Below are 15,280 nucleotides of genomic sequence, written 5' to 3' on the forward strand. Positions count from 1 at the left end.
GCCAGCGTTCCGCAAGGAATCCGCAAGGAATCGGCGGACCCGGCGCAATCGGGCGCTTCTCCCCGCCTTTCCGGGCCTTTCCGGGACTCCGCGACCCTGCGTCGGTCCCACCGGGCGCCCGCAGACGCCCCGGAGCGGGAACCGGTGCCCGACTGCCGCACGTATGCGTCCCGGCGCGGGAATCGGTGCCCCGACGGGCGCGCGGATGCGTCCCGGCGCGGGAATCAGGCGACGGTGCGGGGGAGCGTCAGCGTGAAGGTGGTGCCCCGGCCCTCGGCGCTGGTCAGGCCGAGCGTGCCGCCGTGCGCGGTGGTGATGGCCTTCGTGATCGCCAGGCCGAGCCCCACCCCCGGAACGGCGTGCCGCCGTGCGGTGGAGGACCGGAAGAAGCGGGTGAACAGCTCGCCCTGCTCGCCGGTGGGGATGCCCATGCCGGTGTCGCTCACCGCCAGCTGCGCCACCGGGGCCGCGCCGGGGCGTGGTTCGGCGCTCACCGCACCGTCGGCGGTCGCCCAGCCGCTGCGCAGGGACAGCGTCACCCGGCCACCGGACGGGGTGAACTTCACGGCGTTGGACACCAGGTTGTCGCAGGCCTGACCGAGCCGGACGGCGTCACCGGGCACGACGACGCCGCCGTCCGGGAGGTCGACGACGAGGTCGACGCCGGCGCCCGCCGCGGTCACCCGGGCGCTCTCCTCCGCGGCCCGGACGACGTCGGCGAGGTCGACGTCCCGCGGGTCGAGGGTGAACCGCCCGGCGTCCACCTGGGCGGTGAACAGCAGGTCACCGACGAGCCGCAGCAGCCGGTCGGCGTTGCGCTCGACGGTCGCGAGGTAGCTGCGCTGCTCGTCGGTGAGGGGCTCGCCGTCCTCGTCGAGGACGAGTTCGAGGTAGCCGAGGATGGAGGTCAGCGGGGTCCGCAGCTCGTGGCTGATCAGGCTGACGAACTGGTCCTTCATCCGCTCGGTGGCGCGCACCTCGGTCATGTCGGTGCCGACGAAGTTCCAGCCGGCGTGCACGCCGCGGTCGTCGGTGCGCGGCGTGACGGCGACGGAGACGGTCCGCTCCTGCCCGTCGGCGGCCACGTACGTCCAGTCGCGGACGTCGCTGCCGTGCTCCTGCGCCGCATGGACGAGGACGCCCAGCCCGGGAGCCGCGCCGCACGCCGCGGCCTCGGCCTCGAGTTCCTCGGCGAGGTGGAACTCGACGATCGAGCGCTTCCGGACGACCTCGGGCCGGGGCAGCCCGAGCATCCGCTCGGCGCCCGGGTTCCAGACGCGGATCACGCCGTCGCGGTCGGTACCGATGATCGACTGCTCCGTCACCGCGTCGATGACGCTGGTCATCGTCTGGGCGCGGGCCGCGAGCATCCGGGTGGCGAGGTCGAGCTCGTCCGCGCGGGTCCGCACCTGGGCCAGCAGCGCGGCGTTCTCCTGCCGCAGCCGGCCGATCTCGGCCGCCCGTGGGGCCACGCCGGCCAGCAGGCGGTGCACCAGCCGCGGCCGCCGCACGGCGGCCGGCACCCGGGCGGTGGTCATGCCGGCAGCCGGGCGGTGAGCGCCCGGACCTGGTGCACCAGGCCGGCGACGCCGAAGGGCTTGGCCAGGTAGGCGTCGGCGCCGGCGGCCAGGCCGCGGGCGACGTCCTCGAACGATGCGCCCGCCGACAGCAGCAGGATCCGAACACCGGCGGTGGACGGGTCGGCGCGCAGTGCCTCGCACACCTCGAGCCCGGTGGCGCCGGGCATGGAGACGTCGAGGACGGCCAGGTCGGGGGTGTCGGCGCGGGCCAGGGCCAGCGCGGCGTTCCCGTCCGCGACCGACCCGGTGACCGCGCAGCCGGCCCGGGTGACGGCGAGGCCGACGAGCGCGCGGATGTCCTCCTCGTCGTCGGCGACCAGCACGCGGAGGGGCGGAGCGGACGGGGCGGGCACCGGGGGGACGAGCACGGACACGGCCTCGTCCACGGGAGCTCCAGGCGGTCAGGCGGCTCGGGAGAGCCGCGCGGCGTCGTCACGACGGACAACGGCCGCTCGACCGGGGGCCTGCAGCGTGCCGCGGCGCCCCCTCACCCCGGAGGGTGAGGGGGCGCCGGAGGGAAGCACTGCGCCCCGCCGGGACGGACCGGGCGGGGCGCAGGCGTCGGGGTGGGCCGGATCGGCCCGCGGTTCAGGAGGTCGGTGCCTTGCTCTGCACCGACTCCTTGGACTGCTGGGCCTGGCCCTGCACGTCCGCTGCCGCCGACCTGCCCTCCTCGGTGACCGTGCCGGCGGCGTCCTGGGCGGTCGCCTTCACCGACTCCACCGCCTGCTCGGCGGCCGGCCGCAACTGCTCACCCATGTCCTGGGCCGCCTGCTTGGCCGGCTCGAGGAGCGTGTCCTTGTGCTCCTTCACCGCCGACTCGGCCTGCTGGGCCAGCTGCCGCTCCCGCTCCGAGGCGGGCAGCAGGCTCGACACGAGCCAGCCGACGCCGAAGGCGATGAGGCCGGCGGCCATGGGGTTGCCCTGGGTCTGGCGGATCACCTGGTCCGGGGCCTGCTGGACGGCGCCCATCGCGTCGGAGGCGGTGCCCTGCACGGACCCGGCCGCGCCGGAGGCCTTCCCGTGCATCTGCGCGGTGGTGTCCTGGGCACTGCCCATGACCTTCTCCTTGAGGTTGGTCATCCGGCCCTTCGCCGCCGTCACGCGACGGTCCACGACGCGGGAGGGGTTCACCTTCTCGTTGAGGGCGTCGACGTCGTAGCTGAGCTCGCGCCGGGTGTCCTCGATCTGCCGCCGGATGACGTCCGGGTCACTGGTGGTCATCGCTTCTCCTCGGAAATCTCGTGGTCAGTTGGGCTTCATGGCGCCGGGGACCTTCGAGAGGGTCTCCACGGTGCGCTCGGGCTTGGGGTTGACCTGCTGGAACTTCTTCTTGCCCATCAGTCCGGCGACGGCGCCGACGACGCCCCAGAGGACGGCGACGATCAGTCCCGCCCAGCCGACCGGCATGGCGCTCGCGAGCGCCCACATGAGGGCCAGGGAGAGGAACAACGCGACCATGTATCCGGCGAAGCCGGCGGCGCCCAGCAGGCCCGCGCCGGTGCCGGCCTTCTTGGCCTCGGCCTTCAGCTCCACCTTGGCCAGCTCGAGCTCCTGGCGCATCAGCGTGGAGAGGTCCTTGCTGACCTCACCGATCAGCTGGCCGACGGACACGCCCTCGATGTCGGGCTGCCCGGCATCGGTGGTCGGCGTGCCCATGCTGCCGCTGTAGTCGGCCGCGTAGTTCTGCGCGTTCGGGTCGGCATAACCCTGGGACGCCGCCCCGGCCGGGGTGGCCCCGGAGTAGGGGGTCGTCATGCCTCAGCCCACCCCACCGGGGCGACGGGCCGGGTCGTCCCAGCCGGCCGGGCTGGCCGGCGGGACCATGCTGCCCTCCGGCGGCACGGTGCCGTACGGCGGCGGCGGCAGCGGCGCCCCGCCGGTGGCCGCGCCCGTGGTCGCGTAGGTGTCGGTCGTCGCCGGGGCCGGCGCCGGCAGGTCGGAGTACGTCGGCGCGGGGTCGACGTAGTTGCTCTGGGCCGACGTGCCGCTGTCGCTGTGCGCGGCCTTGACGCCGCTGGTCAGCCGGCCGGCGAGCACGCCGGCAGCGGCCGCGCCGAGCAGGAACAGGCCGGGCTTGCGGCGGGCGAAGCTGCGGACGTCGTCGAGCAGCTGGGCCGGCTCGCGGTCCTGCAGCATCGAGGCGAAGCTCTCCACCGAGCTCGATGCCTGCTGGAGCAGGTCCCGCGCCGGCCCGGGAGCACCCTCGCTGGTCCCGTCGGCCAGGCTGCGCAGCTCCTGGGCGAGGGAGGACAGGCTCTGGCCAGCCTTCTGCTGCTGGCTGATCGCCTGGTCCTTCAGCTGGGAGCGGCCCTGCTCGAGCAGGTCCTTGGCCTGGCGCTGGGTCTCCTGGGCGACGTTCCGGGCCTCGTCGGTCGCGACCGAGGCCACGCGGCCGCCGGCCTGCTGGGCGGTCTGGCCGACGTTCTTGGCCTCGCCCATCGCGACGTCCTTGGTCTCCTGGGCCTTGCCCTTGGTGCTCGACTGAGTCGTGTCGGACGGGGACGTGGCCCCCGGCGTGGTGGGGGGCGGGAGCGGGGCGTCGATGCTGTGCGTCATCGGTCCTCCTGGGCAGGGTTCGTGGTCGGATGTGCGCTACCCCCGGGCCATCCCGCGACACCTGCCACCGGTGGCTGAGTGGCGTGGAGCGGGGGCTGTCCGCCCGGCGCATCCATGCGTCACGGGCGGCGAGGAGGCAGTCGTCGGCGCGGCTCGAAGCCGCGCCGGTCCCTGTCCCCGGAGGTGAGCGCCGCAGCCCCCCGGTACCCCTCGACCACGCAGATCGAAACGAGAACGGCTGTTCAGCCCGACCAGCGGAAGCGCGGGGGGCGGCGCTCGGCGAACGCCGCCACGCCCTCGGTGAGCTCGCCCGCGGTGATCGTCTCGCGGTACCAGCGGCGGGCCTGCTCCTCGCCGTCGCCACCGCGGGCGAGGGCGGCGACGACGTCCTTGGTGGCCCGCTGGGACAGCGCCGATCGGCCGGCCAGCACGTCGGCGAACCGGCGCACCTCGGGCTCCAGCTCGTCGGCGGGCAGCACCCGGTCGACCAGCCCGGCCCGCAGCGCCGTGGGGGTGTCGATCAGCTCCCCGCTGAAGAGGAGGTACTTGGTCATCGACGGCCCGACCAGGTCGATCAGGGCCTTGGTGGACGACGGCGTGTAGACGATGCCGACCTTCGCCGGCGTGACCCCGAAGACGGCCGTCGGGTCGGCGAAGCGCAGGTCGCAGCAGGCAGCGAGCTCGACGCCGCCACCGATGCAGTGGCCGCGGATCATCGCGACGGTCGGCTTCGGGAACTCCCGCAGCGCCGCCTGGGCGGCGAGGTTGTCGCGCCGGAGGTCGGCCATGGGGTCGTCGGGGTCGGCGCCGCCGAGCAGGTCGGAGATGTCGGCCCCGGCGCAGAAGCTGGGCCCGGCACCGGTGACGAGCAGGACGCGGACGTCGCCGTCGTCGGCCAGCGGGGCGAGCACCGACGGCAGCGCCGCCCACATGGCCGCCGTCATGGCGTTGCGCTTCTCCGGCCGGTCGATCGTCAACACGGCGACGTGCCCCTCCACGGACACGGTGAACCCGGCCTCCGTGCAGGGGGCCGGCGCGGGCTCGCGGGCGATGGGGGGCATGGGGTCCTTCCTCAGCCGAGGTCGTCCGTGGCGAAGGTGTCGCACCGGCGGGGGTCGCCGGTCTCGTAGCCGGTCATGAACCACCGCTGCCGCTGCTCGGAGGACCCGTGCGTGAAGGCGTCCTGGTCGACCGTGCCGCTGCCCAGGTTCTCCTGGATGAAGTCGTCGCCGATGCGCCCGGCGGCGTCCAGCGCCCGGTCGATGTCGTCCTGGGTGATCTCGGCGATCAGCGGCTGCCCGGAGTCGTCGGGGACCGTCTCGGCGTGGTTGGCCCAGGCGCCGGCGTAGCAGTCGGCCTGCAGCTCGAGACGCACGGTGCCGCTGGCCGGTCCGGAGTCGCCCGGTGTCACCTGGCGGTTGGTGCCCAGCAGGTTCTGCACGTGGTGGCCGTACTCGTGGGCGATCACGTAGGCGTTGACGAACAGACCGCCCCGGGCGCCGAACTGCCGCTGCAGCTGGTCGAAGAAGCTGAGGTCGATGTAGACGCCCCGGTCGGCCGGGCAGTAGAACGGTCCGGAGCCGCTGGTGGCCCCGCCGCAGTCGGTCTGCACCTGCCCGGAGAAGAACACGGTGTCGGTGGGCCGGTAGTCGGCGCCGAGCACCGACGTCCAGAAGTCCTGGATCGACTCGACGTCGGCGACCACGGCGCACTCCACGGAGTCGTTGGCGTCGGCGCCGGTGCGGCACCGCTCCGCCAGCGCGGTGTCGTCCGTCGTCTCGCCCTGGCCCAGGCCGGTCAGCCCGCCGAGGGGGGCGCCGGTGCCCCCGTCGCCGCCCCCGGCCAGCTGCAGGACGACCACGATCAGCAGGCCGACCAGGCCGAGCCCGCCGCCCCCCACGGCGAGCCCGCGGCCGCCGACCCGCCCGCCGCCCCGGCCCCGGCGGTCGGAGACCCCGGACGCGTCGAGGCTCCCGCCCTCGCGATACCTCATGCTCCGGCGTCCTCTTCCCGAGAAGTCATGCGCTCCACAGACTGCCGTCCGGCTCCGACATGGCGAACCGCACCTCGACCGCGCCGTGCACCTCCTGCCGGGGCGGGGTGAGGTCGAGCTGCAGCTCGTCGCTCTCGAACCGTGCCATCGACGCCATGGGGGCCGCGACCCGGAGTCCGCCGCCGCCCAGCCCCGCGTCGCTCACCTCCAGCAGACCGGTCACCCGGGCCCCGAAGGCCGCGGCGTACTGCCGCGCCCGGCGCACGGCGTCGGTCACCGCCTCCAGCCGGGCCCGCTCCACGGCGGGGCTGTCGGGGCGCAGCCGCCAGGTCGGGCCGGACACGTCGACGTCGTCGAGCCGCCCGAGGGCGACGACCAGGTCGCCGACGGCGTCCAGCCGGGCGACGGTCAGCCGGGTCGACACCGTGGCGACCGGCTCGCCGGGCGCCCGGCGGTCCCGCACCTCCAGGTGCACGGATGCGCCGGTCGTCTCCAGGCTCTCGACCGCATCGGCGGCCTCGGCCGCCACCGCCGACACCCGTTCCTGGGCGGCCCGGCAGCGCTCGAGGGCCGTCTGCCGGTCGCGGGCCCGGACGCGGACGGTGACCCAGACGTCGGCGATCTCCGGCTCCACCTGGAGCACGGCCTCGCCGCGGACGACGACCTGCGGGGTCCCGGCCCCGGGGGCGGGGACCTGGGGGGCGGAACGGTTCACGGCGACCTCCTCGGACGGCTCGGCGCACGGACTCTGGCAGACGGCCGCACCGGGCGGTACGGGAGTGCGCGGACAGCACCGGCGCGGACGTCCTACTGTCGGGGTCCATCGACGGAGGGGGAGTGGTCGTGGCGGTCTCCAACCGCATCCGTGCCGCCTTGACGACGACCGTGCTCACCACGGCCGCCACCGGCTTCATGGCCGGCTGCGGGGTCGACGGCGCAGAGGAGGAGGAACAGGTCGCCTACTGCACCGACGAGGACGGCGAGATCGTCGACGCGGACCTGTGCGACGACGACCGCGTCGGTGGCGGCGGAGGGCTGTTCTTCCTCTACCTCGGCGGCTTCCGGCCGGGGCTGCCCGTGGGCACCGTGCTCCCGCCGGGTGGCACGCGGATCAACCCCACCGATTCCGTCGCCCGCCAGCGGGCCGGCCTGCCGGCGACCGGCAAGGTGAGCGCGGGCCAGCGGGTCAGCGGCGGGATCGGCAGCGGCGTCGGGAACCGGGCCGGTACCGGCGCCGGCAGCTGAGGTGCGACGGATCGAGAGCGGCATCGTCCGGCCCGGCTGGCAGGCCGAGATCGAGGCGCAGGGGCTGGTCTACAACCGGACCGACCTGCCCGGCGGCGAGGTGCGCAGCTACTGGCGCGAGGGCCCGTTCTACGACTTCTCGATGGCCGAGGTCCAGCGGCTCGAGGGTGCCGTGGCCCAGCTGTTCCAGATGTGCGTGGCCGCCGGTGACCACATCGTCGACAACGAGCTGTTCGACCGGCTGCGCATCCCCCCGATGGCGCGGCCGAGCATCCGGCGCACCTGGGAGGCCGAGCCGCCCAGCGTCTACGGCCGGTTCGACCTGCGCTACGACGGCGAGGGCCCGCCCAAGCTGCTGGAGTTCAACGCCGACACCCCGACCGGCCTGGTCGAGTCCGCCGTCACCCAGTGGAACTGGCACCTGTTCACCGGTCAGGGCAGCGACCAGTGGAACGCGCTGCACGACACGCTCGTCGCGGCGTGGCAGCGCAACCTGCTCAAGTGGGAGCGCCGCACCGGGATCCGGCCCCGGGTGCACCTGGCGTGGACCAGCGAGGAGAAGTCCGGCGAGGACCGGATGACGGTCGCCTACCTCATGGACACCGTCGTCCAGGCCGGCTACGAGGCCATCGAGCTGCTGGTCGAGGACATCGTGCTCGACGACGGCGACGGCCGGTTCTACGACCCGCAGGGCCGCCACCTCGACGTCGTCTTCAAGCTCTACCCCTGGGAGTGGCTGATCGAGGACGAGTTCGGGCCGGCCGTCCTCGCCGACGGGATGCGCCCGGGCGGGACGACGTGGGTGGAGCCCGCCTACAAGATGCTCTGGAGCACCAAGGCCCTGCTGCCGGTCCTGTGGCAGTTGTTCGGCACCGACCCGGTGCTCGGCGAGTTCCTGCTCCCGGCCTACTTCGCCGACGAGATGCCGTCGACCTGGCGCGACTACGTGCGCAAGCCGCTGTGGGGCCGCGAGGGCGCCAACGTGGCGATCGTCCGGGACGGCGTGGTCACCGCCGAGCTGCCGGGCCGGTACGGCACCGAGGGCTTCGTGGTGCAGGAGTTCGCCCCGCTGCCGGACTTCCCGGGCGTGGACGGGCCGCACCACCCGGTGCTCGGGGCCTGGGTCGTGGACGGCGAGCCGGCCGGCCTCGGCATCCGGGAGAGCGACGGGCTGATCACGGACAACCTGAGCTACTTCGTGCCGCACACCATCGACCACGCCGCTCCGCGGGCGCCCGCCCGGCCGACGCCCTAGGTTCGGGTCATGCCACTGGAGGGTGAGTACGAGCCGAGTGCGGCCGCCTGGGTCCGCGAGCAGGTCGAACGATACGAGGCGAGCGGGGGGCGCGAGGCCAACACCCTCCGCGACACCGGTCTGCCGATCGTCATCGTGAGCACCCGCGGGGCGAAGAGCGGCAAGGTCCGCAAGCTCGGGCTCATGCGGGTCGAGCACGACGGGGTCTACGCGATGGTCGGGTCGCAGGGCGGTGCACCCACCGACCCGGCGTGGGTGGCCAACCTGCGGGCCCACCCCGACCAGGTGACCCTGCAGGACGGGCCGGAGCCCTGGGACGGCGTCGCACGGGAGATCACCGGCGAGGAGCGGGCGGTCTGGTGGGAGCGGTCCGTGGCCGCCTACCCGGCCTACGCGGAGTACCAGGAGAAGACCGACCGCCAGATCCCGGTCTTCCTGTTCGAGCGTCGCGGCTGAGGGATCAGGGCAGGGCGGCCGCCAGCGAAGGGACGGCGGCGGCGACGTCGGCCGGCAGCTCGGTGAAGGGCTCGACGGCCGGTGCGCGCGTGCCGCCTCGCCCCTCCCAGCGCCAGACGGCGACGATCCGCCCGCGGTGCACGACGGTCGCGCGGAACATGCCGTTCTTCCCGGGCACGAGCCGGTCGGCGAACTCGGCGGGCACGATCGCGGTGCGGTCGCCGTAGCCGAGGACGAACTCGTCGAAGCCCGGCAGGAGGAACACCCCCTCGGCCTCGGCGCGTGCCGAGGCGAGGCGGGCCGGGGTGCCGGGGTCCATGAGGTACTCCGTGCCGTCGACGGTCACGGCCTCCAGGCGGTCCCGCACCTCGGCGAGGCCCGCGCGCACGTCGCGGGCGGTGCTGCCGGCCCAGCGGACCAGGTCGGGAACGGTGGCCGGCCCGTGCCCGGTGAAGAAGCGCAGGGCGAGCTCGGCCAGCGCCTCCTCCCGCTCGGGGGGTCGGCCGCCGACCCAGTCGTCGAGGAGGACGAACAGCTGCTCGCCGGCGCCGTCGGTGGGGCCCAGGCACAGCGTGCCCGTCTGGGAGAGGTACCAGAGCAGGTGGTAGCCGCGTTGCCCGGTGACGGGGACGCCGCCCGCCGCGATCGCGGCGAGCAGCTCGGCGCGGGTCGCCCGCCCACCTCCCGCCAGGGCCGCCAGGGCCGTCTCGCGCGCCCGCTCGGCCTGCGCCTCGTCGAGTTCCAGGTTCGCCCACCGCTTGCCGATCCCGTTCAGGGCGCGGACGCCCACGGTGTCCAGGAACCAGCGCAGGTCCTCGGCCGCGACGAGGTGCAGGGTGCCCCGCATGGGCCAGGACCGGACGACGTCCCCGGCGTCCAGTGCCGCGTCGACGTCCGCCCGCGTCCTGCTCGCGGTGCGCAGGGCGACCGAGACGAGCGCACCCGGGTAGTCCTGCGCCTGCACGGCGGCCAACCGGCGGACGGCGTCCAGCGGGGTCGCGGACCGGGGCCCGGCGAGGTGCTGCGCGGCGAGCCGCAGCAGCCCGATGTCCTGGAGCGTCGTCACGCCGACACCGTGGCAGGTCGGTGCGACAGACTCCAGGCATGCGGGCCGAGGACTGGGACGAGCGCTACGCCGAGCGCCAGCAGTGGTCGGCCGAGCCCAACGCGCTGATCGCCGAGCTGCTGGGCGACCTGCCGCCCGGCGACGCGGTGGACCTGGCGGCGGGGGAGGGCCGGCACGCGCTGTGGCTGGCCGCCCGCGGCTGGCGGGTGACGGCGGTGGACTTCTCCGCCGTCGGCCTGGGCCGGGGCGAGGGGCAGCCCGGCGCGGAACGGGTGAGCTGGGTGACCGCCGACGTCACCACCTGGACGGCGCCGGCGGCGAGCCTGGACCTCGTCGTCGTCGCCTACCTGCACCTGCCGGAGCCGGAGACCGTCGCCGTCCTGACCCGTGCGGTGGGCTGGCTGCGGCTCGGCGGCCGGCTGCTGGTCCTGGGGCACGACGTGGCCAACGTCGAGACCGGTGTCGGCGGACCCCAGGAACCGGCGATCCTGCACAGCGTCGCGCGGCTGGCGCCGGTCGCCGCGCTGCTCGCCGTCGACCGGCTGGAGCAGGTGCGGCGGCCGACCCCGGCCGGCACCGCGCTGGACACCCTGCTGTGGGGCCGGAAGGCCTCCTGAACGGGCCGGTGCGGCGGTAGCGTGGCCGCATGACCGGGATGGGTGGACCCCGCGGCTCGAGAGCCGAACGACGCAGGCGCCTGGTGGCCCTGGTCCTCGTGTTCGGCATGATCCTGGCCGCGGCCGCGACGGTGATCTCCCTGACGCTGGGCTGAGGTGATCGCGATGGCCGACGCGATCGAGGCGTGGTTCGACGAGGCCGGCCCACGCGCGGACGAGCTGCGCCGGGTCGACGCGCTGGTGAAGGCGGCGGCTCCCGGCATCGACCGGCAGCTGGTGCCCATGGGCTCCTCGGCGATGCTCGGCTACGGGCTCATGCCGTACCGGCCGAGGTCGGCGAAGGAGACGACGACGTGGCCGCTCATCGCGCTGGCGGCCCAGAAGCGGCACCTCTCCCTCTACGTCTGCGCCGTCGTCGACGGCGGGTACCTCGCCGAGCAGCGCGCCGACCGGCTGGGGAAGGTCTCCTGCGGGAAGAGCTGCATCCGGTTCACCTCGCTGGAGAAGGTCGACACCGAGGAGCTGGGCGCCCTGGTCCGGGACGCGGTGGCCGCCACCACGGCCGGGGACAACGCCTACTCCGCCGGCTGACCGGGGCGCCACGCCGAGGGCGAACAGCCGCGGGGACCTTGGTCCCTGGACCGCGTGCGCCGGGCGGGACACGGTGTTCCAGCACGACATCGGCCGCCTCGTCTGGGTGGCCTCGGGGGGAAGAATCCGCCGCACCGCGGCCGCGCACCGAAGGACCGTCCATGACGTTGGCCGTCCCGCCCACCGTCCCTGACCCGTCCGTCCGTTCCGCCATCGAGCGGCTGAGGCAGGAATTCCCGGAACTCGGTCCTGCGCCCATCGTGCTCGTCGTCCGCACCTGTCGCGAGGAGCTGCGCGGCTCGCCGGACGGTGCCCTCCCCGAGCTGGTCGAGCGTCTGGCCCGCCAGCGCCTCCGGGTCTCCCTGGACTGATTCCCTATGGCCGCTGCGTGGTCAAGTCGTTGCCTTGACCGGGGTTGCGGCGGCGAGCACGCTGGTGTCGCGGGGAAGGCCGCCTCGTTTGTCGACCCTTCGGGTGTCTGACCTGTCATGTCCTGCGTGGACTTGCTGAGGGGCCTTCCCCGCCCTGCCCCTCGGGGAAGGTGGCTTGCGGCTGCGCCGGCGGGCGCGGACCTCGAGCGGAACGGTCCACTGCTCGGCGATGATCTTCTTGGCGGTGGCCGGGTCGACCGGCGTGCCGTCGATGTCGCAGAGGACGTAGGGCATGCCGCGGGTCAGGACGGCGTGCAGCCGTTCGGCCAGGTGGGCGGCGACCACGCAGCAGGCCTTGAGGTGCCCGGCGCCGCGTTCGACCATCTGCACGTAGTAGATCCGGGCCAGCTGCGGGTCCTGGCGGCGGGCGTTGTCGGCGGCGCGGATCAGGGTGGTGCGCAGCAGTCGGTTGCCGGCCTTGCTCATCGGCTCGCCCTTGCGGTCGGTGTTGCCGGTCTCGCTGGCCTTGGGGGCCAGGCCGGTGAAGGAGCGGAACTGCTTGCCGGTTCGGAACCGGCCGGGGCGGCCGATGATTGCGGTCACCGTCGGCGCACCGATTTCGGCCAACCCGGGCAGGGAGGCGGCCAGCGCGCTCGGGTCGGTGAACCGGTAGGCCTCCGTCCGGGCCGCGGCATGGCCGGCCAGCTCGGCGCGGACGGCCTGCAGCAGTCGCACCTCGGTGGCGACTTCGGCGGCCAGGTCGGTGAAGGCGATCGCGGGGTGGTCGCCGTAGAGCTCGAGCGCGGCCGCCGCGGCGGCCCGCCAGGCGTCGGCCCGGGCCGCGCCCTGCTGCCCGTGGGAGGCCTTGCTGATCACCACGAGCAGCCGGGCCTGCCCGGCGGCCAGCAGTGCCCGCGGGTCTGCCCAGCGTTCCAGGACGGCCAGGTCGGTCTTGGACAGGTCCCCGGTCAGTGGGCTGTCGGGCAGCAGCTGGCGGACCAGGTCCTTGATCCGCCGCTGGTGCAGCGCACCTTCCTGGGTCAGCCGGTCGCAGGCCCGCACCCGGCGGTCCAGCGCGGCGGCCTCCGGGCCGGGCAGCTCCAGCGGCTGCAGGCCCTCGGGTGCGATCAGTGGCAGCCGGGCCAGGGTGTCGGCGTCGATGCCGTTGCTCTTGGCGTGCCGGGACAGGAACCGGCGCAGATCGGCGGCCTTGGCGCTGGCCACCCGGAACACGAGGTGCCCGCGGTTGAGGAAGAACACCGCGACCGGCAGCCAGGCCGGCCCGGTCGGCTCGATCACCACCTCCAGCCGGCTGCCGATGGGGGCGCCGGCCAGCGCCGCGGCCTCCACCGCGGCCAGGCTCTCCACCGTCGGTCGGGCCCGCCGGCGGCAGACCTCGCTGCCATCACCGCGCAGCACGCGGACGGTGTGGTCGCTGGCGATGCCCAGATCCACTCCGACCAGGCGACGTTCTGCTGACATGGGCTCCTCCTCGCTGACGACCCGGATCGATGCCTCCGGTCGGCCGCGACGAGCGACGCGAAGATCAACGGTCACGGCCCCACGCGCGACGAGCGCCGGCCGAGACGATCCCGATCGCGGCACCCACTCATGTGCTGCAAGCGGGCCCCACCTCCCCGGGCGGGCCCACTTCCCTCATCCGGGACTCCGTGACCGGGCCAGCGGTGGCAATCAGACCAACGAGACCCCACGCCGTTCGACGACGCGGCTCCCAGAGCTCCATTCGACGCCACCCACCGGACCAGCCGGGCCGCTCATGCAACCCGAGACCACCAGTGCGATCAACACCGGAGGCTCCTTACATGAGTTCCGACCGCGCGCGAACGCGGTTGCCCGGCCCGGGAGGATGTCCGGGTGGGATACGTCGACGTGAGCGCCGTCCGGCACAGCCTCTCCGACGGGCGGGTGCTGCTGGACGACGTGAGCTTCCGCGTCGGCGACGGCGCCCGGGCGGCACTGGTCGGCGAGAACGGGGCCGGGAAGACGACGCTGCTGCGGATCATCGCCGGCGACCTCGCCCCGGAGGCGGGCTCGGTGGCGCGCACCGGCGGTCTGGGTGTGATGCGCCAGTTCATCGGATCGGTCCGCGACGACACCACCGTCCAGCGGATGCTCGTCGACCTCGCGCCGCCCGCCGTCGGGGCGGCCTGGCACGCGGTCGAGGCCGCCGAGCTGGCGATGATGGAGAACGACGACGAGCCCACCCAGATGGCCTACGCGAACGCGCTGGCGCACTGGGGCGACGTCGGTGGCTACGACATCGAGGTCACCTGGGACACCGTCACCGTCGCCGCCCTCGGCGTCCCCTACGAGCGGTGCAAGTACCGGGAGCTGACCACGCTGTCGGGCGGTGAGCAGAAGCGGCTGGCGCTCGAGGCGCTGCTGCGCGGACCCGACGAGGTGCTGCTGCTCGACGAGCCGGACAACTACCTCGACGTGCCGGGCAAGCGGTGGCTGGAGGAGCGGCTGCTCGAGACCCGCAAGACCGTGCTGTTCGTCAGCCACGACCGGGAACTGCTCGCGCGGGTGGCCGACCGGGTGGTGACCGTCGAGGGCGGCACGGCGTGGGTGCACGGCGGCGGCTTCGCCGGCTACCACGAGGCGCGGACGGCGCGGCACGAGCGGCTGGCCGAGGTGCGCCGGCGCTGGGACGAGGAGCACCAGCGGCTGGTCGACCTGGTGCGGACGCTGCAGCAGCAGGCGGCGAACTCGCCGGACATGGCCAACCGCTACCACGCGATGCAGACCCGGCTGGCGAAGTTCGAGGCGGCCGGTCCGCCACCGGAACGGCCGCCCGAGCAGAAGGTGTCCATGCGGTTGCGCGGCGGGCGCACCGGCGTGCGGGCGGTGATCGCCGAGCAGCTCGAGCTGACCGGTCTGATGCGGCCCTTCGACCTGGAGATCTTCTACGGCGACCGGGTCGGGGTGCTGGGCGCCAACGGCGCGGGCAAGTCGCACTTCCTCCGGTTGCTGGCCGGGCAGTCCGTCCCGCACACCGGCGACTGGCGGCTCGGGGCCCGCGTCGTCCCCGGGTTCTTCGCCCAGACCCACGCCCATCCGGAGTGGCAGGACCGCACGCCGGTCGACCTGCTGTGGCACGGCGAGCCCGGGCGCCCGGGGGTGGACCGGGGGCGGGCCATGGCGGCCTTGCGGCGCTACGGGCTGGCCGGCGCGGGGGAGCAGCCGTTCCGGACGATGTCGGGCGGTCAGCAGGCGCGGTTCCAGATCCTGCTGCTGGAGCTCTCCGGCTCGACCCTGCTGCTGCTCGACGAGCCGACCGACAACCTCGACGTCCTCTCCGCCGAGGCGCTGGAGGAGGCGCTGGCCGCGTTCGACGGCACCGTCCTCGCCGTCACCCACGACCGCTGGTTCGCCCGCTCCTTCGACCGGTTCGTGGTCTTCGGCGCCGACGGCCGGGTCTACGAGTCGGCCGAGCCGGTCTTCGACGAGACCCGTGTCCAGCGCGCCCGCTGACGACACCGCGCCGCCGGCCCGTGTGAGAGGCGCGGACCGGCGGCGCAGAGCC

General features: G+C 74.3%; 18 protein-coding genes. 8 read left to right on the forward strand and 10 right to left on the reverse strand.

Translation table 11 applies throughout. From position 1 onward, the window contains the following. Positions 1-224: 224 nt before the first annotated feature. The 8 genes from BM142_RS22250 to BM142_RS22285 all read right to left on the reverse strand — a co-directional run bounded on the left by BM142_RS22250 (position 225) and on the right by BM142_RS22285 (position 6,847). Positions 225-1,538 (reverse strand): sensor histidine kinase, encoded by a 1,314-nt coding sequence (locus tag BM142_RS22250; RefSeq protein WP_092203411.1) that lies wholly within the window; start codon positions 1,536-1,538, stop codon positions 225-227. Continuing rightward, entirely contained in the window at positions 1,535-1,966 is a 432-nt protein-coding gene (locus BM142_RS22255; RefSeq protein WP_254791153.1) for a response regulator transcription factor, read from the reverse strand. The genes BM142_RS22250 and BM142_RS22255 overlap by 4 nt, the downstream gene beginning before the upstream one ends. Positions 1,967-2,168: 202 nt before the next feature. Next, positions 2,169-2,804 (reverse strand): DUF3618 domain-containing protein, encoded by a 636-nt coding sequence (locus BM142_RS22260; RefSeq protein WP_092203412.1) that lies wholly within the window; start codon positions 2,802-2,804, stop codon positions 2,169-2,171. 24 nt (positions 2,805-2,828) lie between these two features. Then, positions 2,829-3,338: a phage holin family protein gene (locus BM142_RS22265; RefSeq protein WP_092203414.1), complete on the reverse strand. Its 510-nt coding sequence runs from the start codon at positions 3,336-3,338 to the stop codon at positions 2,829-2,831. A gap of 3 nt (positions 3,339-3,341) precedes the next feature. Then, entirely contained in the window at positions 3,342-4,139 is a 798-nt protein-coding gene (locus BM142_RS22270; RefSeq protein ID WP_092203415.1) for a hypothetical protein, read from the reverse strand. 242 nt (positions 4,140-4,381) lie between these two features. Next, the gene (locus BM142_RS22275; protein WP_092203417.1) at positions 4,382-5,200 is read right to left on the reverse strand and encodes an enoyl-CoA hydratase/isomerase family protein; all 819 of its coding nucleotides are present in this window, start codon (positions 5,198-5,200) and stop codon (positions 4,382-4,384) included. Between the two features lie 11 nt (positions 5,201-5,211). Continuing rightward, the gene (ypfJ, locus tag BM142_RS22280; protein ID WP_092203419.1) at positions 5,212-6,132 is read right to left on the reverse strand and encodes a KPN_02809 family neutral zinc metallopeptidase; all 921 of its coding nucleotides are present in this window, start codon (positions 6,130-6,132) and stop codon (positions 5,212-5,214) included. A gap of 25 nt (positions 6,133-6,157) precedes the next feature. Beyond that, on the reverse strand, positions 6,158-6,847 hold the full coding sequence (locus tag BM142_RS22285) for an SIMPL domain-containing protein (protein WP_092203421.1): 690 nt from the start codon (positions 6,845-6,847) through the stop codon (positions 6,158-6,160). A gap of 128 nt (positions 6,848-6,975) precedes the next feature. Between BM142_RS22285 and BM142_RS22290 the strand changes: the two genes are divergently transcribed. From BM142_RS22290 to BM142_RS22300, 3 genes are read left to right on the forward strand one after another with little or no spacing between them, the layout of a single operon-like run. Then, positions 6,976-7,377, forward strand: a complete 402-nt coding sequence (locus tag BM142_RS22290) for a hypothetical protein (protein WP_139228991.1) — start codon at positions 6,976-6,978, stop codon at positions 7,375-7,377. Between the two features lies 1 nt (position 7,378). Further along, positions 7,379-8,632 carry a glutathionylspermidine synthase family protein gene (locus BM142_RS22295; RefSeq protein ID WP_254791155.1) on the forward strand — a complete coding sequence of 418 codons (1,254 nt, stop codon included), beginning with the start codon at positions 7,379-7,381 and terminating at the stop codon, positions 8,630-8,632. Positions 8,633-8,641: 9 nt separating this feature from the next. Continuing rightward, the gene (locus BM142_RS22300) at positions 8,642-9,088 is read left to right on the forward strand and encodes a nitroreductase family deazaflavin-dependent oxidoreductase (protein WP_092203425.1); all 447 of its coding nucleotides are present in this window, start codon (positions 8,642-8,644) and stop codon (positions 9,086-9,088) included. A 4-nt stretch (positions 9,089-9,092) separates the two neighbouring features. Here the strand turns inward: BM142_RS22300 and BM142_RS22305 are convergent, their stop codons facing one another. After that, the gene (locus BM142_RS22305) at positions 9,093-10,154 is read right to left on the reverse strand and encodes a winged helix DNA-binding domain-containing protein (RefSeq protein ID WP_092203427.1); all 1,062 of its coding nucleotides are present in this window, start codon (positions 10,152-10,154) and stop codon (positions 9,093-9,095) included. A 38-nt stretch (positions 10,155-10,192) separates the two neighbouring features. Here BM142_RS22305 and BM142_RS22310 point away from each other — a divergent pair, with 38 nt between their 5' ends. The 4 genes from BM142_RS22310 to BM142_RS22320 all read left to right on the forward strand — a co-directional run bounded on the left by BM142_RS22310 (position 10,193) and on the right by BM142_RS22320 (position 11,733). After that, positions 10,193-10,771, forward strand: a complete 579-nt coding sequence (locus tag BM142_RS22310; protein WP_092203429.1) for a class I SAM-dependent methyltransferase — start codon at positions 10,193-10,195, stop codon at positions 10,769-10,771. A 29-nt stretch (positions 10,772-10,800) separates the two neighbouring features. Beyond that, positions 10,801-10,926, forward strand: coding sequence for a hypothetical protein (locus BM142_RS25435; protein WP_256381326.1), 126 nt, complete (start codon positions 10,801-10,803; stop codon positions 10,924-10,926). 10 nt (positions 10,927-10,936) lie between these two features. Then, a complete protein-coding gene (locus tag BM142_RS22315; RefSeq protein ID WP_092203472.1) occupies positions 10,937-11,362 on the forward strand; it encodes a DUF1801 domain-containing protein in 426 nt (141 codons plus the stop codon). A 161-nt stretch (positions 11,363-11,523) separates the two neighbouring features. Next, the gene (locus tag BM142_RS22320; protein WP_092203431.1) at positions 11,524-11,733 is read left to right on the forward strand and encodes a three-helix bundle dimerization domain-containing protein; all 210 of its coding nucleotides are present in this window, start codon (positions 11,524-11,526) and stop codon (positions 11,731-11,733) included. A gap of 21 nt (positions 11,734-11,754) precedes the next feature. On the opposite strand, the gene BM142_RS22325 is transcribed toward BM142_RS22320, so the two are convergent. Continuing rightward, positions 11,755-13,215, reverse strand: a complete 1,461-nt coding sequence (locus BM142_RS22325; protein ID WP_092203433.1) for a transposase — start codon at positions 13,213-13,215, stop codon at positions 11,755-11,757. Between the two features lie 393 nt (positions 13,216-13,608). On the opposite strand from BM142_RS22325, the gene BM142_RS22330 reads away from it, so the two are divergent. Then, positions 13,609-15,228, forward strand: a complete 1,620-nt coding sequence (locus tag BM142_RS22330) for an ABC-F family ATP-binding cassette domain-containing protein (protein ID WP_092203435.1) — start codon at positions 13,609-13,611, stop codon at positions 15,226-15,228. The last annotated feature ends 52 nt before the right edge of the window (positions 15,229-15,280 follow it).

The organism is Blastococcus tunisiensis (assembly GCF_900112815.1).
Taxonomy (GTDB): domain Bacteria; phylum Actinomycetota; class Actinomycetes; order Mycobacteriales; family Geodermatophilaceae; genus Blastococcus_B; species Blastococcus_B tunisiensis.

Excerpts from the sequence above, each read along its gene's own strand:
- BM142_RS22275 (WP_092203417.1), bottom strand. The coding sequence starts at position 5,200 with ATGCCCCCCATCGCCCGCGAGCCCGCGCCGGCCCCCTGCACGGAGGCC.
- BM142_RS22260 (WP_092203412.1), bottom strand. The coding sequence starts at position 2,804 with ATGACCACCAGTGACCCGGACGTCATCCGGCGGCAGATCGAGGACACC.
- BM142_RS22250 (WP_092203411.1), bottom strand. The coding sequence starts at position 1,538 with ATGACCACCGCCCGGGTGCCGGCCGCCGTGCGGCGGCCGCGGCTGGTG.
- BM142_RS22265 (WP_092203414.1), bottom strand. The coding sequence starts at position 3,338 with ATGACGACCCCCTACTCCGGGGCCACCCCGGCCGGGGCGGCGTCCCAG.
- BM142_RS22315 (WP_092203472.1), top strand. The coding sequence starts at position 10,937 with ATGGCCGACGCGATCGAGGCGTGGTTCGACGAGGCCGGCCCACGCGCG.
- BM142_RS22310 (WP_092203429.1), top strand. The coding sequence starts at position 10,193 with ATGCGGGCCGAGGACTGGGACGAGCGCTACGCCGAGCGCCAGCAGTGG.
- ypfJ (WP_092203419.1), bottom strand. The coding sequence starts at position 6,132 with ATGAGGTATCGCGAGGGCGGGAGCCTCGACGCGTCCGGGGTCTCCGAC.
- BM142_RS22320 (WP_092203431.1), top strand. The coding sequence starts at position 11,524 with ATGACGTTGGCCGTCCCGCCCACCGTCCCTGACCCGTCCGTCCGTTCC.
- BM142_RS22300 (WP_092203425.1), top strand. The coding sequence starts at position 8,642 with ATGCCACTGGAGGGTGAGTACGAGCCGAGTGCGGCCGCCTGGGTCCGC.
- BM142_RS22325 (WP_092203433.1), bottom strand. The coding sequence starts at position 13,215 with ATGTCAGCAGAACGTCGCCTGGTCGGAGTGGATCTGGGCATCGCCAGC.
- BM142_RS22270 (WP_092203415.1), bottom strand. The coding sequence starts at position 4,139 with ATGACGCACAGCATCGACGCCCCGCTCCCGCCCCCCACCACGCCGGGG.
- BM142_RS25435 (WP_256381326.1), top strand. The coding sequence starts at position 10,801 with ATGACCGGGATGGGTGGACCCCGCGGCTCGAGAGCCGAACGACGCAGG.